This is a genomic window from Streptomyces sp. NPDC005794, from assembly GCF_042871445.1.
Classification (GTDB): domain Bacteria; phylum Actinomycetota; class Actinomycetes; order Streptomycetales; family Streptomycetaceae; genus Streptomyces.
Genome location: NZ_JBIAIN010000008.1, coordinates 13,258 through 32,540, shown reverse-complemented (window position 1 = coordinate 32,540; position 19,283 = coordinate 13,258). Strand labels below are relative to the sequence as shown.

General features: G+C 71.2%; 19 protein-coding genes. 15 read left to right on the top strand and 4 right to left on the bottom strand.

Annotated features, from left to right (window positions below):
* The first annotated feature begins 43 nt into the window (after window positions 1–43).
* The 8 genes from ACFYQ5_RS14720 (at window position 44) to ACFYQ5_RS14685 (ending at window position 8,918) form a co-directional block, all read left to right on the top strand.
* A complete protein-coding gene (locus ACFYQ5_RS14720) occupies window positions 44–619 on the top strand; it encodes a TerD family protein (protein ID WP_389197554.1) in 576 nt (191 codons plus the stop codon).
* A gap of 189 nt (window positions 620–808) precedes the next feature.
* Complete coding sequence (locus tag ACFYQ5_RS14715) at window positions 809–1,567, top strand: hypothetical protein (RefSeq protein ID WP_389197552.1); 759 nt, start codon at window positions 809–811, stop codon at window positions 1,565–1,567.
* 128 nt (window positions 1,568–1,695) lie between these two features.
* Window positions 1,696–1,917, top strand: a complete 222-nt coding sequence (tatA, locus tag ACFYQ5_RS14710) for a Sec-independent protein translocase subunit TatA (protein WP_389197550.1) — start codon at window positions 1,696–1,698, stop codon at window positions 1,915–1,917.
* 343 nt (window positions 1,918–2,260) lie between these two features.
* Complete coding sequence (locus tag ACFYQ5_RS14705) at window positions 2,261–3,781, top strand: alpha/beta fold hydrolase (RefSeq protein WP_389197548.1); 1,521 nt, start codon at window positions 2,261–2,263, stop codon at window positions 3,779–3,781.
* Between the two features lie 389 nt (window positions 3,782–4,170).
* Window positions 4,171–4,662: a DUF6643 family protein gene (locus tag ACFYQ5_RS14700; protein ID WP_389197546.1), complete on the top strand. Its 492-nt coding sequence runs from the start codon at window positions 4,171–4,173 to the stop codon at window positions 4,660–4,662.
* Between the two features lie 45 nt (window positions 4,663–4,707).
* Window positions 4,708–5,532, top strand: coding sequence for an MOSC domain-containing protein (locus ACFYQ5_RS14695; protein ID WP_389197544.1), 825 nt, complete (start codon window positions 4,708–4,710; stop codon window positions 5,530–5,532).
* A gap of 132 nt (window positions 5,533–5,664) precedes the next feature.
* Entirely contained in the window at window positions 5,665–6,282 is a 618-nt protein-coding gene (locus tag ACFYQ5_RS14690) for a hypothetical protein (RefSeq protein WP_389197542.1), read from the top strand.
* 206 nt (window positions 6,283–6,488) lie between these two features.
* Window positions 6,489–8,918 (top strand): right-handed parallel beta-helix repeat-containing protein, encoded by a 2,430-nt coding sequence (locus tag ACFYQ5_RS14685; RefSeq protein WP_389197541.1) that lies wholly within the window; start codon window positions 6,489–6,491, stop codon window positions 8,916–8,918.
* Here the strand turns inward: ACFYQ5_RS14685 and ACFYQ5_RS14680 are convergent.
* The gene (locus tag ACFYQ5_RS14680) at window positions 8,888–11,278 is read right to left on the bottom strand and encodes a hypothetical protein (RefSeq protein ID WP_389197539.1); all 2,391 of its coding nucleotides are present in this window, start codon (window positions 11,276–11,278) and stop codon (window positions 8,888–8,890) included. The two genes, ACFYQ5_RS14685 and ACFYQ5_RS14680, sit on opposite strands and share 31 nt — an antisense overlap.
* A gap of 225 nt (window positions 11,279–11,503) precedes the next feature.
* Between ACFYQ5_RS14680 and ACFYQ5_RS14675 the strand changes: the two genes are divergently transcribed.
* Window positions 11,504–12,334: a DeoR/GlpR family DNA-binding transcription regulator gene (locus tag ACFYQ5_RS14675; RefSeq protein WP_389197537.1), complete on the top strand. Its 831-nt coding sequence runs from the start codon at window positions 11,504–11,506 to the stop codon at window positions 12,332–12,334.
* Window positions 12,335–12,398: 64 nt separating this feature from the next.
* Window positions 12,399–12,833: an SRPBCC family protein gene (locus ACFYQ5_RS14670; protein ID WP_389197535.1), complete on the top strand. Its 435-nt coding sequence runs from the start codon at window positions 12,399–12,401 to the stop codon at window positions 12,831–12,833.
* Window positions 12,834–12,854: 21 nt separating this feature from the next.
* On the opposite strand, the gene ACFYQ5_RS14665 is transcribed toward ACFYQ5_RS14670, so the two are convergent.
* Window positions 12,855–13,988 carry a PLP-dependent cysteine synthase family protein gene (locus ACFYQ5_RS14665; RefSeq protein WP_389197533.1) on the bottom strand — a complete coding sequence of 378 codons (1,134 nt, stop codon included), beginning with the start codon at window positions 13,986–13,988 and terminating at the stop codon, window positions 12,855–12,857.
* Window positions 13,989–14,223: 235 nt separating this feature from the next.
* Between ACFYQ5_RS14665 and ACFYQ5_RS14660 the strand changes: the two genes are divergently transcribed.
* Both ACFYQ5_RS14660 and ACFYQ5_RS14655 read left to right on the top strand, forming a co-directional pair.
* The gene (locus ACFYQ5_RS14660) at window positions 14,224–14,586 is read left to right on the top strand and encodes a hypothetical protein (protein ID WP_389197532.1); all 363 of its coding nucleotides are present in this window, start codon (window positions 14,224–14,226) and stop codon (window positions 14,584–14,586) included.
* Window positions 14,587–14,798: 212 nt separating this feature from the next.
* Window positions 14,799–15,323, top strand: a complete 525-nt coding sequence (locus ACFYQ5_RS14655; protein WP_389197530.1) for an ATP-binding protein — start codon at window positions 14,799–14,801, stop codon at window positions 15,321–15,323.
* Window positions 15,324–15,432: 109 nt separating this feature from the next.
* On the opposite strand, the gene ACFYQ5_RS14650 is transcribed toward ACFYQ5_RS14655, so the two are convergent.
* Complete coding sequence (locus ACFYQ5_RS14650; RefSeq protein WP_389197528.1) at window positions 15,433–15,729, bottom strand: SHOCT domain-containing protein; 297 nt, start codon at window positions 15,727–15,729, stop codon at window positions 15,433–15,435.
* A gap of 198 nt (window positions 15,730–15,927) precedes the next feature.
* Here ACFYQ5_RS14650 and ACFYQ5_RS14645 point away from each other — a divergent pair, with 198 nt between their 5' ends.
* The 3 genes from ACFYQ5_RS14645 to ACFYQ5_RS14635 are packed head-to-tail and all read left to right on the top strand — an operon-like array spanning window position 15,928 to window position 17,985.
* Complete coding sequence (locus tag ACFYQ5_RS14645) at window positions 15,928–16,506, top strand: TetR/AcrR family transcriptional regulator (RefSeq protein WP_389197526.1); 579 nt, start codon at window positions 15,928–15,930, stop codon at window positions 16,504–16,506.
* Between the two features lie 10 nt (window positions 16,507–16,516).
* Window positions 16,517–17,098 (top strand): DUF4865 family protein, encoded by a 582-nt coding sequence (locus tag ACFYQ5_RS14640; protein WP_389197524.1) that lies wholly within the window; start codon window positions 16,517–16,519, stop codon window positions 17,096–17,098.
* On the top strand, window positions 17,095–17,985 hold the full coding sequence (locus tag ACFYQ5_RS14635) for a phosphotriesterase (protein WP_389197522.1): 891 nt from the start codon (window positions 17,095–17,097) through the stop codon (window positions 17,983–17,985). The genes ACFYQ5_RS14640 and ACFYQ5_RS14635 overlap by 4 nt, the downstream gene beginning before the upstream one ends.
* Before the next feature lie 36 nt (window positions 17,986–18,021).
* Here the strand turns inward: ACFYQ5_RS14635 and ACFYQ5_RS14630 are convergent, their stop codons facing one another.
* Window positions 18,022–19,236, bottom strand: a complete 1,215-nt coding sequence (locus ACFYQ5_RS14630) for an ROK family protein (protein WP_389197520.1) — start codon at window positions 19,234–19,236, stop codon at window positions 18,022–18,024.
* Window positions 19,237–19,283: the final 47 nt, after the last annotated feature.

The window sequence follows — 19,283 nt, the reverse complement described above, 5'->3', positions numbered from 1 at the left end:
GATCCGGGGGTGCGGTGCGAGTACACGCGAAGGGAACAGCACCATGGGTGTCAGTCTGGCCAAGGGCGGCAACGTCTCGCTCAGCAAGGAGGCCCCGGGCCTGACCGCCGTCCTCGTCGGGCTCGGCTGGGACGCACGCAGCACCACCGGCACCGACTACGACCTCGACGCCAGCGCGTTGCTGGTGGACGGCAACGGCAAGGTCCTCTCCGACCAGCACTTCATCTTCTACAACAACCTGAAGAGCCCCGACGGTTCGGTCGAGCACACCGGAGACAACCTCACCGGCGAGGGCGAGGGCGACGACGAGTCGCTCAAGGTCAACCTGACCGCCGTCCCGGCCGGCGTGGCGAGAATCGTCTTCCCGGTCTCCATCCACGATGCCGTGAACCGCGGCCACAGCTTCGGCCAGGTCCGTAACGCGTTCATCCGCGTGGTCAATCAGTCAGGCGGCGCCGAACTCGCCCGCTACGACTTGTCCGAGGACGCCGCGACCGAGACCGCCATGGTCTTCGGCGAGCTCTACCGGCACGGTGAGGAATGGAAGTTCCGCGCCGTCGGCCAGGGCTACGCCTCCGGACTGGCTGGAATCGCCGCCGACTTCGGCGTCGGGGTCTGAGCCATCCCCCAAGGTCGGCCGCCGGTCGGTGGCCGGCCCGCCGGCGCCCCGGCCACCGGTCGGGGCGCCACCTCACGTACAGGACTACGGCAGCACCAGGCAGGCTCCCCCAGAGGACTGCCCTTCCACACACGGTCCGGGGCGACAAGGCCGTAGCCCCACGGGCAGACACGAACGGGGATTCCTCTCATGCATGCGCCCGACCGGCCCGAGGCGGGAAGCGGAACAGACTTCGAACAGGTACTACGCCTGGCCCTGGACACCCCGCAGATCCAGGCCGCCCTGCGGCATCCGGACGCGGAAATCGACGCCGGCCGTCTACGCACCCAGGCGCTGATCGCAGCCGAGGCCATCAAGGCCGAGGCCGACGTCGAGTACCGGGTCTACCTCGGGCTGCGGGCCCGAGCCGAGGATTCCGCGGCCCGCGACTCTCCCCGCCCACGAGACGCGGACACCACAAGAACGGGCCGCGGACTGCTGAGCGCGCTGGCGGTACTCACCCCGCTCCTGTCCGCCACCGCATCAGCGATATTCCTCCTTCTTGGCTACGGCCTCCGACTCGCCGGTACTCAACAGCCTCTCGCGGCTGCCCTCGTAGGCACCGGCTGGACCACCGCCGCGCTGGCGGCACTCGCGGCCCTCGTCTCCGCCGCCGCCCTGATCGCCACCGCCGTGCGGCACCGGTTCACCCCGGACGGCCCCCCGCAGCACGTCGACCCGTCTGTCGCCGCAGCCCACCAGGCCTGGTGCCACGCACTGCTGGAGCGCGGCCTCCTGCCCTTCCTGCACCGACATCTGCCCGGTCCGGCTCGCAGCACCGCAGGGCAGTCCCCGCCACGCCCATCCGCCCACGACCCGCATCCGGAATACCGCAGCCGCGTGGGCTACACCAGCCCCGACTTCGCGAGCCCGGACTTCACCGGCCCCGCGACGCCCTCGCGGAACTGACACCCGGCGCCGCAGGACGCGCCACGCACCCTGACCGACGGTCGTACACCAGCGACAGACGTCCGCCGCAACTGCGCCGCGCCGCGTCCGTCGCCCCTGCCACTCAACTACCGGGAGACGGCACACCCATGCTGGGCATCGGCGAGATCGCGATCATCCTCATCGTCGTCATATTGATCTTCGGCGCCAAAAGGCTCCCCGACCTCGCCCGTTCCGTGGGCAGATCGGCCCGCATCCTCAAGAGCGAGGCCGAGGCGATGAAGTCCGACCGGACTGCGGATGCAGAAGAGACGGCAGTCAGCCCACACCCCACGGTGCAGACGGGAAACAAGGACGCATCACGACCGTAGCCCGCCGCAGGAGAACAGCTCACGCCCTCCGACCTCGCCGCGTGGGGCACAGCCATCAGACTCCTCGGTGCCCTGACCGGCACCGGCCTCAGCACCACCTCGGGTCAGCTCAGGCAGGCGCAGCCCGGATCGGCACCACCCGGCCCCCGGCCCGGGGGGCTCCACATCCGGGGAAGACTCGGGCGCCCGGGGGCAACCCCTGAGAGGCCACCCGGAGGACAACCCTGACCGCGTCCCGGTGCCTTCCCCGATCCTCGTCCCGCGCGATTGTGACCCGGTCGGATCGCTGCCATGTTCGGCCAGGACGCAACCTCGTGATCCATGGCGTACGTCGGAGGACATCATGCGACCGCTCTTCAAGGCACTCACCGGGGTGCTCGCCGCTGGGGTACTCGCCGGAGCGTCGACGCCGGGCGTGGAGGCGGCGGATGCCGGCCCTCCGGGCAGAAGCCCGACGACACGGAACGTCATCGACTGGAAACCGTGCCCCCAGGACGCCACAGCGGAATGCGGGACCCTGCGCCTGCCCGTCGACTGGGCACGCCCGTCGGCTGAGAAGTTCGATCTCGCGGTGGCCCGCCGCAAGGCGACCGATCCGGATCGCCGGGTCGGCGTGCTGTTGGTCAACCCGGGTGGACCGGGAGATTCGGGAGTGGACTTCGCCGTACGGCGTGCCACATCACACTTCAGCGCGGATGTTCAGGAGACGTTCGACATCGTCGGGTTCGACCCACGGGGCGTCGGGGGCAGCCAACCGGTCAAGTGCTCGGCGAAGTTGCTGGACCAGGCACCGTCAGCCTACCCCGGCGACCAGCAGGAGTTCGACCAACTCGCCGCGTACAACCGGGCGTTACGCCAGGACTGCCGACGGCACAGCGGTCCGGTATTCGACCACGCCGACACCCTGAGCGTCGTGCGGGACATGGACGCGGTCCGCGGATCACTGGGTGAGGAGAAGATCAACTATTTCGGCCACTCCTACGGCACGCTGATCGGCGAGCAGTACGCGGAACGGTACGGCGACCGGATCCGGACCATGGCCCTCACCGCGAACATCGACCACAGCCTCGGCACCCGGGAGTTCCTCGTCTCCTCGGCTGCCACAGCGGAGGACTCGTTCCACCAGTTCGTGAAGTGGTGCGAGTCCACCAGCTCGTGCGCCCTGCACGGCCGGGACGTGACGGTCGTATGGGACGACCTGCTCGCCAGGGCGGACCGAGGGGAGGTGCACGATCCGCAGAGCCCTGATCAGGTTCTCACCGCGCGCGCGATCGCGTTCAAGGCCTTCAAGGAGTACTTCTACGGTCCCGACTGGGACGAGCTGGCCGCATATGTGGCCGGCCTCGACGCGCAGAAGCGGGTGCCGGAGGAACGGCTGCGAACTCTACGGCCTCAACCGCGGGCACCACAGGGAGCGGAGGAGCGGACGCGCGCGGAACCGTTCTACGCGGTGTTCTGCCAGGACTGGCGGTTCCGGCCGAAGAACTACCAGGAGTACGCCGGTCTGACCCGAGCCGAATTGCGGGCCGCACCGCACCTGCGCGGCTCACCACGCGTCCACGCGGCGGTGGCCGGATGCGTCGGCTGGCCGGACAGGGTGAACAACCCGCAGCACCGTCTGCACATCACCGAGGCACCCGAAATCCTCATGCTGCATTCGCTGCACGATCCGGCGAACAACTACACGTGGGCGACCAATGTGCACCGTCAGACGCGCAGGACGACCGTCCTCCTGCCGTACGAGGGCGCGGGTCACAGCGTCTACGGACGCACCGACTGCACACGCGACGCCGTGGACGACTACCTCGTCGAGCGGAAACTCCCGGACTCCGGGAGCCGCTGTGCTCCCGCCACGGAGAACTGATCGCGAGGGACAAGACTCCGGCCGGGAGGACCCAGGACATGAGCCTGCGGGGCCGGGCTCCCACGCACCAGTTCGTGAGAGTCGCCTGGAGCCGGCCACGCGGGTTCCGGGCGGGTTCTCCTCTGTCGCCGGACTGAGGATCAGCGAAGGGCGGCACCCCGGCCGACGAGCCGCCCCCACGTCCTGGCGAGTTCCACACGGGGTCGCCCTTTGTAGTCCGGCCGCCACTTCTCGTCAGCCAACGGGCTTCTCTCCAACAGAAAATCCCCTGTTGTTAACAGAGGCTTTATCGACGCCTGGGCAGGTCAGGCCGACAAAAGCAGCGTAAAACGGATAACCCCAAGATTGGGGCTCCCCAATCAGCACATCGTGGGCTTAACTTATGTGTCATGACCTCCCCCCGCTCCACCTACGGCAGCGGCTACTACGCCGCGCCGTCGTTCCCCGACACCCCGATCTACGACTCCCTGGTCGCCGAGCGGGGGACCCCTCAGATCGCACCGATCCGGGTTCCCGCCGCCTACGACACCGGGAACAGTTACCTGCCGGCTCTGCCGTCGGCGCTCCCGGCCCTGCCTGCGGCCCCGTCGCAGCACACCGGGTCCTACGGCTACCCGCAGCAGGCGGCGCAGCCGCAGTACCAGAACGCCGGGATGCAGCAGGCGCCGATGATGCAGCCCGCGCAGTTGCAGCAAGCGCCGGCGCCGTACATCCCGCAGCAGCCGTCGACGCCCCGCGGCTACCAACAGCCGCCGCAGCAGCAGCGGCCAGGTACGGGGTACGAGGCGATGCGCCCCGCGTCGCCGCGGCCCGCGCCCGCTCCCGCGCAGTCGCCGTACGAGGATCCGTACAACCGTCCGTACCAGGGCCGGGGGTACTGACGGACGCCGCCGGCCACTGTCAGTGGCGGCTGGCAGGATGAAGACATGTTTTCGCCTGTACTCGGTGCTGTACGCATCCACCCGGTCAAGTCACTGGGAGCACACGCGGCCGACGAGGCCGCCGTCGAGCCATGGGGACTCGCCGGCGACCGCCGCTGGATGCTGATCGACGTCGGGAGCAGAGTCGTCACCCAGCGTCAGCAGCCCCGCATGGCTCAGCTGTCCGCCGAGCTCCTGCCCGGTGGTGGACTCGTTCTGTCCGCGCCCGGGAGCCCGTCGCTGGCCGTCGAGGTGCCCGATCCGGCCTGCGCCGTCACTGCCGAGCTGCACCGGAGCACGGTCGAAGTGGTGGTGGCCGACGAGGCCGCACACGCCTGGTTCAGCGCGCGCCTGGGTGCGGAGGTCCGGCTCGTCCATCTCGACGCGCCGTCGCACCGCAGACCCGTCGATCCACACTTCGGCCGGCCGGGCGAGACGGTGTCGCTCGCGGACGGCTTCCCACTGCTTCTCACCACGAGTGCCTCACTGGACGCGCTCAACTCGCTGGTGGCACAAGGGGATCATCCGGAGGAGGGACCGCTTCCGATGAACCGGTTCCGGCCGAACGTCGTCGTGGACGGCACAGCGCCCTGGGCCGAGGACGGCTTCCGGCGGATCGTGATCGGGGAGGTCGCCTTCCGTGTCGTGAAGCCGTGCGGACGGTGTGTCATCACGACCACCGACCAGCGGACGGCGGAGAGGGGCAGAGAGCCGTTGCGCACGCTCGCCCGGCACCGCCGGGACGGGAAACATGTCCTCTTCGGCCAGAACATGATCCCTGAGGGCACCGGAGTGATCCGGGTCGGGGACCCGGTGCGAGTCCTGGACTGACCGCCCGGACTCGCGGCGCCCCGGGAACCTCGGGAGACAGGAAGGGCGTTGACGGCGTGAGGTTACTCTCTCTTCGCCGTCCTCGGACGTAATCGTTGCCCTGTCGGGTTATCACGGACAGGGAAGGGGGGCATGACTGTGCGAGCGGTTCTGGGATTCCGGCGGTGGCGGCACAATCCCGTGTGCCGGGCGACCGACCGTCACGAGGTGTGGGTGGCGCTGGTCGCGCTGCTGCTGATGCTGTTGGCGGCGCCGGTGCTCGGCTGGAGGGTCGGTTCGTTCACGGACAACGCACTCCAGCAGGTGGTACGGACCCAGCACGAGCAACGCCATCCCACCGCGGCCGTCGTGGTCCGCGCCTTGTCGGGCCCCTCGCGCTTCGCCCAGGACCCCGAGGCCGCCGTCACCGAGGACTCCGTGCGTACGTCTGTGGTCGCCGACTGGCGTGCCCCGGACGGTACGGCGCATACGGGCGAGGTGGCGGCTGCGTCCACGGAGACCGCGCCGGGTACCCGGATCCGGATCTGGACGGACGACCGGGGCCACCCCGTGATGCGTCCCATGGACACGTCCGCCGCTCACACCCACGCGGTGCTCGCAGGCATGGGTGCGGCGTTGCTCGCGGGCGGTCTGACGGAAATCGCCCGCAGACTCGTCGTATGGCGCATGATGCAACAGCGGTACGCCCGGCTCGACCGCGCCTGGGCCGAAGTCGGCCCCGACTGGGGCAGAACGGGTACGGGCAGCTGAGTCCAGGGGGCACGGGCCCTCCTCGTGCACGGCCGAGTCGGCCTCCTCATCAGGCGGCCCGTCAACTCGCGCCCGTCGCGCGCGCTACGGTGGTCCGGCCCGCCCGACTCCTCGGCAGGCGGGCCGGAGGGCTGCCGGTGAACCGGTGGCCCCCGCGGACAGGCACGAGGCAGCGCACACGCACGAGGTGGGGGCACAGCAGCACCATGGCACAGGGCACGGTCCAGGTGACGCACACCGGCACATCTCGATGGCGACGCCGTACGGGCGAATACGCTTCCCTCACCGCAGCCCTGGAGGCCGCAGCCGACGGTGACATCCTCACCGTCGCCCCCGGCACCTACCGGGAGAATCTCGTCATCGACCGCGCGGTGACGTTGCGCGGCCCCGAGGGCTCGGCCGGCTCCGTGAGAATCGCGCCGGCCGACGGGGTCCCGCTGACCGTCCGCGCCTCCGCGGTCGTCCAGGACCTCCATGTGGAGGGCCAGGACTCGGCCGCCCCGGCGCTGCTCGTCGAGGAGGGTGCTCCCGAGCTGTCGGATCTGCGCATCGTCACCAGGTCCGCCGTCGGTATGGAGGTGCGGGGCGCGGCCAGGCCCACGGTGCGCCGCTGCACCGTCGACAACCCGGCCGGCGTGGGCATCGCCGTACTCGACGGCGCCGGCGGCGTGTTCGAGGAGTGCGAGGTCGTCTCGGCCGGGCAGTCCGGTGTCTCGGTGCGCGACGGCGCGCACCCCCGGCTCGAGCGCTGCCGCGTGCACCATGCGTCGGGCGCGGGCCTGAGCGTGACCGGTGAGGGCAGCGGCCTGGAGGCGGTGGGCTGCGAGGTGTACGAGATCAAGGGCAGCGGGCTGCAGGTCACCTCCCGCGGTTCCGCGCACCTCACGGACTGCACCGTGCACCGTACGTCCGCCGACGGGGTCACCCTGGACACCGACGCGGTCGTCACGCTCGAGGACTGCGACATCCACGACATCCCGGAGAACGCGGTCGACCTGCGGTCCCGTTCGGTGCTCACCCTGACCCGCTCCACCGTCCGCAGGTTCGGCCGCAACGGGCTGTCGGTCTGGGACCCGGGCACCCGTGTCGATGCCAACCAGTGCGAGATCCACGACAGTACGGGCGACTACCCGGCGGTGTGGGTCAGCGACGGGGCCACGGTGATACTTGACTCGTGCCGCGTCCACGACGTGCCCGACGCCCTCTTCGTCCTCGACCGGGGCTCCCGCGCGGACGTCGTGGACAGCGATCTGTCCCAGATCCGCAACACGGCGGTGTCGGTGAGCGACGGAGCCACCGCCCAGCTCGACGACTGCCGGATCCGTGAGGCGTCCACCGGGGCGTGGTTCCGCGACCACGGCAGCGGCGGCACGCTGAACAACTGCACCATCGACGCGGCGCAGACCGGGGTCATCGTGACCAAGGGCGCCGACCCGACCATCGAGCGGTGCACGGTCACCTCACCCGCGGAGGCCGGGTTCTACGTCTCGGCCGAGGGCCGGGGCACCTTCGACAGCTGCCGTGTCACGGGGAGCGAGGGCTACGGCTTCCATGTGATGGACGGCTGCCGGTCCACCCTGACCCGGTGCCGGACGGAGCGGTGCGCACGCGGCGGTTACGAATTCGCCGACGGCTCGGGCGGCGACGGCCACGCGGGCGGTCCGGTGGCGCAGGACTGCACCAGCGACGAGAGCGGACTGCGCGGCGCCACTCCCCCGCCCCCCGCGGTCCTGACAGCGACCCAGACCACGCCCGGGCTGCTCAGCGCGATGCCCGGTCAGCGGACCGCCGAGCCCGCCGCTCCCCCGGCCCCCGCCGAGCCGGTGCGCGACTCGGGTGCCGTGCTGGGCGAGCTCGACGCGCTCGTGGGCCTGGACAGCGTGAAGCGTGAGGTGCGGGCGCTGACCGACATGATCGAGGTGGGCCGCCGCCGCCGGCTGGCCGGTCTGAAGGCGGCGTCGGTGCGCCGGCACCTGGTCTTCACCGGCTCCCCGGGCACGGGCAAGACGACGGTGGCCCGGCTGTACGGCGAGATCCTGGCCTCGCTCGGTGTCCTGGAGCACGGCCATCTCGTCGAGGTGTCCCGCGTCGATCTGGTCGGCGAGCACATCGGGTCCACGGCCATCCGCACCCAGGAGGCGTTCGACCGGGCGCGCGGCGGAGTCCTGTTCGTCGACGAGGCGTACGCCTTGTCGCCCGAGGACTCCGGCCGCGACTTCGGCCGGGAGGCCATCGACACGCTGGTGAAGCTGATGGAGGACCACCGTGACGCCGTGGTGGTGATCGTGGCCGGGTACACGCACGAGATGGAGCGCTTCCTCACCGTCAATCCCGGTGTGGCGTCACGTTTCTCGCGGACCATCACCTTCAGCGACTACGAGCCCGAGGAGTTGCTGCGGATCGTCGGGCAGCAGACCGACGAGCACGAGTACAGCCTGGCTGAGGGGACGGGGGAAGCGCTGCTCAAGTACTTCACGGCGCTTCCCAAGGGCCCCGCCTTCGGTAACGGCCGAACGGCCCGTCAGACCTTCGAGTCGATGGTGGAACGGCATGCGGGCCGGGTCGCCCAGCTCGCCGAGCCGAGCACGGACGACCTGACCATGCTCTATCCCGAGGACCTTCCCGAGCTGCCCTGAGCGGCGCCGCCTCGGTCCTCCGCCCCCGCGCCCGCCTGCTGGGGGACGACGGGCCCGAGCCGCTCCAGCAGCACGGCGCGCTCGACGGCGAAGACGGGATCGGCCTGGTAGTCCGAGTGCCCCAGGATCGGTTCCGGCAGCGGGTATTCGGCGGTGCGGCCGTAGACCAGCGGGTCCTTCAGCGGGCCCCGGTCCACTTCGTGGCCCTGCGCCTCGTCGATCCGGACCGGGCCGCCGATCGGGTCCGTGGCACGCCAGAGGTTGCGCCAGCAGTGCACGGACCGTTGCAGCCCTTCGAGCGGGACCCTGCCGAAGTAGGCAGGGAACCAGCGCCCGTACAGTCGCTCAATCGGGGAACCGTACGTGAGCAGTGCGACCCGGTGCCGGACCGGGTCGGGGAGCTGCCAGACCGCCGCCGCGGCGAGCACGCTGCCCTGCGAGTGGCCGGAGATGACGAGCCTGCCGCGGGTGCGCCCCGTCCAGGCGCACATCCGGGACGAGAGGTCCGGTACGGCCCGCTCGGCGTAGCAGGGCGGCGCGAAGGGATGGGCCGCGCGCGGCCAGAAGGTACCCACGTCCCAGAGGATGCCGATGGTGCGCCGGGCGGAGACGTCGCGGTAGGCGCGACGGCCGAAGGTGACGAACAGTATGACGCCGAAACCGGTCAGCCAGGAGCCGGTCGACTGGGCCGTCTCGGCGAGCGATTCGACGAACGGGCCCGTGCCGTCCATCGCGAGACCGGGGACCTCGCCGGTGAGCCAGGAACCGGTCACCGCTCCCGCCCCGAGCAGCAGGGTGGCGGCGGACAGCAGTCCGAGAATCCCCGGTGCGGAATCGGTGAGCGCGGCGGTGGCACGGGTGCGTGCGATCCGCTGGGTGCGTCCGGGCTCGGGATGCTTCTCTTCGTACTCCGCCTCGATCGCGGGGCCCAGCCTGCGGGCGTGGCGCACGGTGCGGACCGCCAGCCAGATGACGGGCGGGAGCAGGATCAGCAGCAGGACCGGGATGACGGACGCCTGCCAGCTGAGGAGCACGGGCGGCCCCTCCACGGAGCTGCCCGCACCCATGCCGGGGGTTTCGGGGCCGTCGAGCCAGTCGGCCACGCGCTGGGCGATCCCGCCGGTCATCACACCGCCGAGGGCGCAGGCGAGCATGGCCACCGAGGGGCCGCCCAGACCGTGGAGCGTGGTGCGCGGCTCGGGGGCACTGCGGTACAGGCTCAGAGCCACCGCGGCGAGTACGACGACGAGCAGGCCCTGGCCCAGCGCGAGCGCGCGGAAGGCCGCCTCTCCGGGGAGGGCGCCCGAGGACGCCCAGCCGGGACGCGACCAGCCGGCGTAGACCACCGCGCAGAGCAGCAGGGTGAGCGCGGTGCCGGGCAGGAAGGTCGTGACGGCCCGGTCCATCCGGTTGTCGAGACGTCGCTCGCTGCGTCCCCGGTGGCAGACCACCGCGACGACGACAAGAGCGCACAGGACGAGCCCGGCCTCGAACAGGACGCCGATCCCCGGGGGTACGGGGCTGTCGGCTGCCCGGTCGTACCGGGCAGCCGCACCGCCGACCGCGGCCGCGACCGTGAGGAATCCTGCCGCGGTGTGCGCCGCGCGCAGCCGGGCCACCAGCCTGCGTCCGTACCAGAAGCCGGGCCTGCCGAGGGCCGGGCGGACCAGGGGCGCGCCGGACCGCGCGGCTGCGTCCGTGTCCGCACTATCCGATTCGTCCCAGGTCAGGGGGCGCTGTGACTCGTAGGCGCTCCAGGTGCGGTTGGACAGGTACCAGAGCAGCCCCACCAGGGCCGTGGGCACGAGCGCGGCGACGGCGAGCCGGCGGCCGGGCTGGGCGAACCACCCGTCCTGCCGTGTGGACAGGAAGCCGAGCCAGGAGCGCTGCGCGGCGCACTCGGGTGTCCCCGCGCACTGCCAGGCCACCAGGTCGAGGGCGACCTCGCAGGCCGCGGCGGTCAGCAGCACGGTGAGGCTGAGGGCGACGAGCCGCACCAGGACCCCGTAGAGCCGGACCGCCTGGGTGCGTCCCTGTGCGGTGGGCCGCATCCAGTGGGCGAGGTTGACCACCATGAAGGGGAGCAGCAGCAGCCAGAGGGCCCGGGAACCGTTGCCCGAGGTGAGGTTGGACCAGCAGTAGGCCTCGGCGATCGGCCCGTCCCGGTGGCGCTCGGGATGCTGTTCGGCTCCGACGTCCTCGGTGCGCCGGTGGACGGCGGCTGTGGCGTCACCGGTGATCCTGGTCGTACGCGGGTCACCGAGCATCTCCTGCGGGGTGGTTCCGCCGACACCGTGGACGAGCAGTTCGAGTGCGGCGCCGCTGCTCTGCGTGGGCTCGGCCTGGGGTGCAGGGGACAAGGTCGGTGACTCGCTCTCTGATCCGTCCGGCTCGCGGCCGGCGGGAGGGGCGGCTGGGATCTGAGCTGATGTGCAGTCACCACCATCGCGGACGGGAGGCACCCGCCGCACCGCTCTCACCGAATCTCCCCAGTGGGACGGGCCGCGGGCGTGCGTGGCAGGATGAGGGCGTCCCGCAGGACCGCTGCCGGACCGTGCGGACAGAGGGAAGGGCCGGGCCCGGCGTTGAGCGATAACCAGAATCTGCTCGCGGAGCAGCGGCGCGCGCTCATTCTCGACGATGTGCGCAAGCGCGGCGGGGTCAGGGTCAACGAGCTGACCCGCAAGCTGAGTGTCTCCGACATGACCATCCGCCGGGACCTGGACGCGCTGGCGCGTCAGGGCGTCATCGAGAAGGTGCACGGCGGAGCCGTCCCCGTCGTCGAGGCGAGCACGCACGAGCCCGGCTTCGAGGCCAAGTCGACGCTGGAGCTGAGCGCCAAGGAGGACATCGCGCGCGCGGCGGCCACGATGGCGGTGCCCGGCAGCGCGATCGCTCTCTCCGGTGGCACGACCACGTTCGCGCTGGCCCGGCACCTCCTGGAGGTGCCGGGGCTGACGGTGGTGACGAATTCGGTGCGGGTGGCCGATGTGTTCCACGGCGCGCAGCGTCCGACGGCTACGGGAGGCGCACGGGCCGGAGCGGCCACGGTGGTCCTGACCGGCGGGGTCCGTACGCCTTCGGACTCGCTCGTCGGACCGGTCGCGGACCGCGCGATCGGCTCACTCCACTTCGACGTCCTGTTCCTCGGCGTGCACGGGATCTCGGTCGAGGCCGGTCTTTCCACGCCGAATCTCGCGGAGGCCGAGACCAACCGCCGCTTCGTGCGAGCGGCCAGGCGCGTCGTCGTGGTCGCCGACCACACCAAGTGGGGCACGGTGGGGCTGAGTTCGTTCGCGGCGCTCGACGAGGTCGACGCCTTCGTCACGGACGCGGGCCTGCCGGACACCGCCAGGCAGGAGATCGAGGAGCAGTTGCCGGGTCTGCTGGTGGTGGGCGGGCCGTCGGACGAATAGCCGGAGCCGGGAGACGCGCCTCCGCTACGGGGCTCGCTGACGACGGACGTCCTAGGATCGGGCTGTGGCCGTATTCCGCATCGAGCGTTTCACTCCCCTCCCCGCCGCCGAGGCATGGCGGCGGGTGACCGACTGGGAGCGGCACGGCGGGACCGTTCCGTTCACCACGGTCACCGTCCCGGTGGGCCTGCCCACCCGGACCGGGACGGTCTTCGTGGCCCGTACCGGTATGGGGCCTCTGGGTTTCGACGACCCGATGGAAGTGGTGCGGTGGACCCCGCCCGCCGCCGGCCGGGCGGGGCTGTGCCAACTCGAGAAGCGGGGGTCCGTGGTGCGCGGCCGGGCGTCGATCGACGTCTGCCCGACCGGTTCGGGCTCGCATGTGATCTGGGTCGAGGAACTGCGCGTGAGGCTGCTGCCGCGTTGGGCCGATCCGTTGCTGGCGAGCGCCGGCCGGCGGGTGTTCGCCCGCGAGCTCGGTGTTCTGCTGGAGGAGTGAAGCCGGCGCGGAGTCCAGGGATCAGGTGGGCCAGGTGCCGGTGGCCAGGAAGTGGTCGATCGTCCGCGTGTACGGCCGGATGTCCAGGCCCTGCTCGTTGAGCCAGTCATCCGAGTAGTACTTGTCGAGATAGCGGTCGCCCGGGTCACAGAACAGCGTGACGACGCTTCCGGTGTCACCCCTCTCCACCATCTCTGCCACGAGCTTGAAGGCGCTCCACAGCCCGGTGCCGGTCGAGCCGCCCGCCTTGCGGCCGATGGCGCGCTCCAGCACCCGGACCGCGGCGACGCTGGCCGCGTCGGGCACCTTCATCATCCGGTCGATGGCTCCGGGTACGAAGCTCGGCTCCATCCGGGGTCTGCCGATGCCTTCGATGCGGGAGCCGCAGTCGCTGGTCGCCGACTGGTCGTGCCGGGTCCATCCGTCGAAGAAACAGGAGTTCTCCGGGTCGGGCACACAGATCCGTGTGTCGTGCTGCATGTAGCGGACGTAGCGCCCGATGGTCGCGGAGGTGCCACCGGTGCCGGCGGTGGCGACGATCCAGGCGGGCTCGGGGTACCGCTCCAGCCTCAGTTGCTGGTAGATGGACTCGGCGATGTTGTTGTTGCCGCGCCAGTCGGTGGCGCGCTCGGCGTAGGTGAACTGGTCCATGTAGTGCCCGCCCGTCTCGGCCGCGAGGGCCGCCGACTCCTCGTACAGCCTGCGGGAGTCGTCGACGAAGTGGCACTGCCCGCCGTGGAATTCGATCAGGCGGCACTTCTCGGGGCTGGTGGTCCTGGGCATCACCGCGACGAAGGGCACGCCGATCAGCTTCGCGAAGTACGCCTCCGAGACCGCTGTCGAGCCACTGGATGCCTCGATGACCGGCTTACCGCGGCGGATCCAGCCGTTGCAGAGCCCGTACAGGAAGAGCGAACGGGCGAGCCGGTGCTTGAGACTGCCCGTCGGGTGCGTCGACTCGTCCTTGAGATAGAGGTCGATCCCCCAGTGCTCCGGCAGCGGGAAGCGCAGGAGGTGGGTGTCGGCCGAACGGTTGGCGTCCGCCTGGACCTTGCGTACCGCTTCCTTCAGCCAGGTCCGGTAGTCCGGATCGCTCCGGTCGACGTCCACGGTCTCCATGACGCCACCGCCAGGTGTGTGGTCACTGGTGTCCATCAGCGGTCTCCTTCGGGTGACGGCGGTTCTCCGTGGGGCCACAATATGCCCCTCACCTGCACAAACGTTTCCTTTGACGGTCCATAGCCCTCCCTTGGGTCCAGGCGCCCCGGGTTCCCCACCCCCGACGCGCCCGGTCCGGATCCCGGCCGGAATCAATGGTGATGAGGCCTGGTGCACGAGCCCTGTCGGCGGGCAGACTTGCAGAAGCCTGTACAAGGGGGGCGAAGTCGCCATGGCCGAGACAGAATTCAGCGCTGCGGAATTCGGCGCACCGGAATTCGGCGCGGTGGAATTCCGCGCGAGCGATGTCAGGATCCAGCGCTGGGCGCGCTCGCTGACCAGGGCCGGCCAAGTGATCGTCGAGGACGGCCGGATAGCGCTGCTGACGAGCAACGGGCGGGAGATCGCCAGCGCCCCGGTGACGAAGGTGAGCGCCGGGAAGCCCTGGTTCCCGGCCGCCGACTCGGCGGTCGCCCGCATCAACGGGGTGCGGTACCGGCTGACCATGGGCCAGCGCAACCGCAGGCCGGGCGGGGCGGCGCCGGTCCGCAGATTCCTGGAGGCGCTGCGGAGGGCCCGGGGACGGCGGTCCTGACGCTACGGCCCGGTACGGACACCGCGAGTTGCGGAGCCCAACCCCCTGGGTCACGCTGGTCACACGTCACTGATGGTGCACCGGCGGTGACAGCGAAAGCCGCCCCGCCGGGAGCCACCAGGGCGGACCACGCACGACCAGAAACAGCAGTCAGCCATCTGCTGGATCCGTTCCTTCGTCTTCTTCCGGACCTATTTCGGGGAGTCGCAGCCGTGATCAGCGAGCCAAGCAGGCACTGCGCGGTGGAGCTCCAGGCCCTGCCGTCGCGGATCGGTCAGGTCCGCAGAATCATTTCGGCGCAACTGCGCTACTGGCATCTCGATCCTTTGATCGACCCGGCAGCGCTCGGTGTCACCGAACTGCTGACCAATGTCCACCGGCACGCGCAGCCGGACAAGTCATGCACCGTCGAGATCGAGCTGCTGCTCGACCGGCTGACGGTCTCCGTCCACGACCACGACCCCCGGCTGCCGACCGTGTGCGATGCCGATTCGTCCGCCACCTCCGGGCGCGGACTGGCGATGATCGCCGCGGTCAGCGAGAGCTGGGGCGTACGACCGAGCGAGGACGCGGGGAAGGTCATCTGGTTCACCCTGCCCGCGCCCTCTCTCGCCACCGCGCTGCCCCCTCTTCCGGTGTACGGGTCGACGACCGACGGCCCGTTCGGTCCGGACCTCGCGGGGCTCATGGAGCCGACGGCAGCACGGACGCGGACCCGGTCGGCCGTCGTCGGCTGAAGGGAACGCGGCCGCGCACCGTACACAGCGCGCACAGGAGCGCGTCGATCCACTCGTGGCCGACGCGCTCCGTTCCTGTTCCCGCCCGGGCCTCACCGGCCTTCCGCGCTCATTCCGGGCCGTCCTTGTCGTAGCGGCCGTAGGGCTCGTCCAGGACGGAGAGCCTGCGCCAGTACTCGTCCTCGTCGATCTCACCCGCGGCGAACCGCCGGCCCAGCAGATCGATCGGCGAGTGCTCACCCGCGGGCGCGCCCCGGCGGACGCCGTGCGGCTGCCACGGGCCCCGCCGGCCGCGCCGGCCGGTGCGACGCAGCAGCGTGACGACGCCGACGGCGACGGCTGCCCAGATGATCGGGAAGAAGAGGATCCAGGGTCCGGGTCCTGGGGAGTTCGCCAGGGTGTTCATCGCGGTCAGCTCCTCGGTCAGGGGTTTCGTCCATGTGTTCCCGTCACCTACGAGCCTGTCTCCGGAAGGGCCCGGCGTCGTCGTACGGGCGGCGGCACTACGCCTACGACCGTGGGAGCAGAGCGGGCCCGGGTGCCTGCTCCCACGCGATGCGCCGAAGCCATGAATTCTGTACCTACTGATATGTACAGTGTGCTCATGAGTACTCCGGACCGGTTGATCGAGGCCACGCAGGAGCTCCTGTGGGAGCGCGGCTACGTAGGCACCAGCCCCAAGGCGATCCAGCAGCGGGCGGGGGCGGGCCAGGGCAGCATGTACCACCACTTCACGGGCAAGCCCGACCTGGCGCTGGCCGCCGTGCTCCGCACGTCCGCGGAGATGCGGGAGACGGCCGGGCGGCTGCTGGACGCGCCCGGATCGGCCTACGAGCGGATCTCGGCCTATCTGCTGCGCGAGCGCGAGGTCCTGCGGGGCTGCCCGGTGGGCCGGCTGACGATGGATCCCGACGTGGTGGCCAGCGACACGTTGCGTGCCCCGGTGGACGAGACGATCAGCTGGCTGCGGGGGCGACTCGCCGAGATCCTCCAGGAAGGCCTGGACGCGGGCGAGTTCTCCCCCGGGATCGTGCCCACGGAGGTCGCGGCGGCCGTCGTGGCCACGGTCCAGGGCGGCTACGTCCTGGCCCGCGCGTCCGGATCGACGGCGGCCTTCGACTCGGCCGTCCGGGGGCTGCTCTCCCTGCTCGCCCCTCACCTCACGTCGAACCGTCCGGTCTGAGGAGTACGCGATGCACGCCATGCAGTACGAGATCACGCTGCCCGCCGACTACGACATGGGATTCATCCGTGAGCGGGTCGCGACCAGAGGTCATCTCCTCGACGACTTCCCGGGCCTGGGCCTCAAGGCATTCCTGATCCGCGAACGCGGTGACACCTCACCGGTCAACCAGTACGCCCCGCTGTACCTGTGGTCGGACCCCGAGGGCATGAACACCTTCCTCCGGGGTCCTGGATTCCAGGGCGTCGTCGACGACTTCGGGCGCCCCGAGGTGCAGCACTGGAACGGGCTCCGCTACCGGGAGGGGGCGGCCTCGGGGGTACTCCCCCGCACCGCGGTCCGCCGCCTGGAACGGATCCCGGACACCGTCGGCCCGGCTGTCGCGATGGAGGCCGCGCTGGAGGAGAGCCGCCGGCTGTCCGAGGCTCCGGGGGCGGTCGCCACGGCGCTGGCCGTCGACCCGCGCCACTGGGAGCTGCTCCACTTCACCCTCTGGGAACACGAGCCACCCGCGGTGCCGGGTGACCGCTACGAGGTGCTGCACCTGTCGTCGCCGGAGCGTGACCGGCTCAGGCGGGGAGAGCAGGGGTGACACGCGTCCGCACGGTTCTCGGGGATGTCCCCGCCGGGGAGCTCGGCGTCTGCGACGCGCACGACCACCTCTTCATCCGCACCCCCGTGCTGCCCGGGCAGCAGCTGAACGACCCGGAAGACGCCCGGGAGCGACTGCGGAGCTTCCACGAGCTGGGCGGGCGGACCGTCGTCCAGTGGACTCCGTACGGTATGGGCCGGCGGCCCGGGGATCTGGCGGCCCTGGCCCGGGCCGACGGGACGCGGATCGTCGCGGCGACCGGGCTGCATCAAGCGGCCCACTACGCCCCCGAGTTGCTCGGCCGGGTCATGCCTGGGCTGGAAGACCTCTTCGTCTCGGAGATCACGGACGGGATCGGCGCCACAGGAGTGCGGGCAGGGCTGATCAAGGTGGCCGGGGCGTTCCACGGCATCGACGCGCACGCCGGGCGCACCATGGCGGCGGCCGCCGGGGCCCATCACCGCACGGGGGCTCCGATCGCCGTCCATCTGGAGCTGGGTACCGGTGCGCGGGACGTGCTGGATCTGCTGTGCGGGGAGCTGGGGGTGGAGCCGCGGCGGGTGATCCTCGGCCACCTGGGCCGCTTCCCGGACGGCGTGGCGCAGCTCGATGCCGCCCGGGCGGGTGCGTTCCTCGCGTTCGACGGCCCTTCCCGGGCCCATCACGCCACGGACTGGCGTTTGCCCGAGCAGCTCGCCGCGCTCGCGGAGGCGGGGTTCGGCGGGCAGTTGCTGCTCGGCGGCGACACCACGGTGCCCGGGACCCCGGGTATGCCGTACCTGCTGCGGCGGCTGCGCCCCCGGCTGGTGCGGTCGCTCGGCGAGGGACTGCTGCGGGCGGCGCTCGTCGACAATCCGGCGCGGGCGTTCGCCCTGGCCACGGACTGAGCGCCCCCGGCCGGCCGCGCTCTCCGGCGCGGCCGGTCAGGCCAGTGCGGCCAGCGGGTCGTCGAGTACGGGCTGCCAGGCCAGTTCGGCCGCGCCCACCAGGCTGTTGTGGTCCAGCGTGCAGGAGAGGATCGGCACACTGCCGCTGCGGCCCCACAGGCTGCGGTCGGCGACCACGGCCCGCAGTCGTTCGGGGTCGGCTTCCAGGAGGTCACGGTGCAGCCCGCCCAGGATGATCCGGTCCGGGTTGAGGATGTTGACCAGCCCCGCGAGTCCGAGGCCGAGCCGGTCGATCAGCTCCTCGGCGGCGGCCCGCACATCGGGGTCGCCGTATTCCGTGCGCAGCAGGTCGCCGGACTGCTTGAGCAGCGACTCCTCGGGGCCGGGATCCCGGCGTGCCGCGGTGAGGAAGGCGAGCGGGTCCGTCTCGACGTCGAGGCAGCCTCGTCCGCCGCAGTGGCAGGGGCGGCCCTCGGGGTTCACGGTGAGATGCCCGACCTCCAGGGCGAGTCCCGAACTCCCGCTGTGCAGGCGGCCGTCCAGGACGAGGGCGCCGCCCACCCCCCGGTGACCGGTAGCGACGCAGAGCAGGTGCTGGGCACCACGCCCGGCGCCGTGCCGGTGCTCGGCGAGGGCGGCGAGGTTGACGTCGTTGGCCGTGAACGCGGGACCGTCGATCCCCGCGGCACGTACGCAGCCGGCGAAGATCTCCCGGACCGGAGCGCCGGCCGGCCAGGCGATGTGCAGCGGGTTGAGCGCCGTCCCCTCGGGTTCGGCCACGGCGGAGGGCACCGCGAGCCCCGCACCGACACAGCGCAGTCCGCTCTCGCGCAGGAGTTGGGCCCCGGCAGCGACGACCTCGCCGAGGACCTGGGCCGGATCGGCCATGACGGCGACGCAGCCGGGCGCGGTGGCCACGATCCTGCCCCCGAGCCCCACGAGAGCGGCACGGAAGCCGTCGGAGTGCACCTGGGCGGCGAGGGCCACGGGCCCGCTGTCGCGGACCGACAGACGGTGCGAGGGGCGGCCCTGCGAACCGGCGGCCGAGCCAGGGCTGGAGTCGACCTTGATGAGCCCCAGCGCCTCGAGCTCCGCCGCCACCGCGCCCGCGGTCGCACGGGTGACACCGAGTTCGGACGTCAGCACGGCGCGCGTGGGTGCGCGTCCGGTGTGCACGAGCTCCAGGGCGGGCCCGAGCGCGCTGCGGCCCCTCTCCAACTTCGTCCGCGTGGTGGTCGGCTTGCCGTTCATGGGGGCGAGTCTCCCATGATCCGGAGCCGTTGCCGACGCTCCGGCAT

Excerpts from the sequence above, each read along its gene's own strand:
- ACFYQ5_RS14720 (WP_389197554.1), top strand. The coding sequence starts at position 44 with ATGGGTGTCAGTCTGGCCAAGGGCGGCAACGTCTCGCTCAGCAAGGAG.
- ACFYQ5_RS14715 (WP_389197552.1), top strand. The coding sequence starts at position 809 with ATGCATGCGCCCGACCGGCCCGAGGCGGGAAGCGGAACAGACTTCGAA.
- tatA (WP_389197550.1), top strand. The coding sequence starts at position 1,696 with ATGCTGGGCATCGGCGAGATCGCGATCATCCTCATCGTCGTCATATTG.
- ACFYQ5_RS14705 (WP_389197548.1), top strand. The coding sequence starts at position 2,261 with ATGCGACCGCTCTTCAAGGCACTCACCGGGGTGCTCGCCGCTGGGGTA.
- ACFYQ5_RS14700 (WP_389197546.1), top strand. The coding sequence starts at position 4,171 with ATGACCTCCCCCCGCTCCACCTACGGCAGCGGCTACTACGCCGCGCCG.
- ACFYQ5_RS14695 (WP_389197544.1), top strand. The coding sequence starts at position 4,708 with ATGTTTTCGCCTGTACTCGGTGCTGTACGCATCCACCCGGTCAAGTCA.
- ACFYQ5_RS14690 (WP_389197542.1), top strand. The coding sequence starts at position 5,665 with ATGACTGTGCGAGCGGTTCTGGGATTCCGGCGGTGGCGGCACAATCCC.
- ACFYQ5_RS14685 (WP_389197541.1), top strand. The coding sequence starts at position 6,489 with ATGGCACAGGGCACGGTCCAGGTGACGCACACCGGCACATCTCGATGG.
- ACFYQ5_RS14665 (WP_389197533.1), bottom strand. The coding sequence starts at position 13,988 with ATGGACACCAGTGACCACACACCTGGCGGTGGCGTCATGGAGACCGTG.
- ACFYQ5_RS14660 (WP_389197532.1), top strand. The coding sequence starts at position 14,224 with ATGGCCGAGACAGAATTCAGCGCTGCGGAATTCGGCGCACCGGAATTC.
- ACFYQ5_RS14650 (WP_389197528.1), bottom strand. The coding sequence starts at position 15,729 with ATGAACACCCTGGCGAACTCCCCAGGACCCGGACCCTGGATCCTCTTC.
- ACFYQ5_RS14645 (WP_389197526.1), top strand. The coding sequence starts at position 15,928 with ATGAGTACTCCGGACCGGTTGATCGAGGCCACGCAGGAGCTCCTGTGG.
- ACFYQ5_RS14640 (WP_389197524.1), top strand. The coding sequence starts at position 16,517 with ATGCACGCCATGCAGTACGAGATCACGCTGCCCGCCGACTACGACATG.
- ACFYQ5_RS14630 (WP_389197520.1), bottom strand. The coding sequence starts at position 19,236 with ATGAACGGCAAGCCGACCACCACGCGGACGAAGTTGGAGAGGGGCCGC.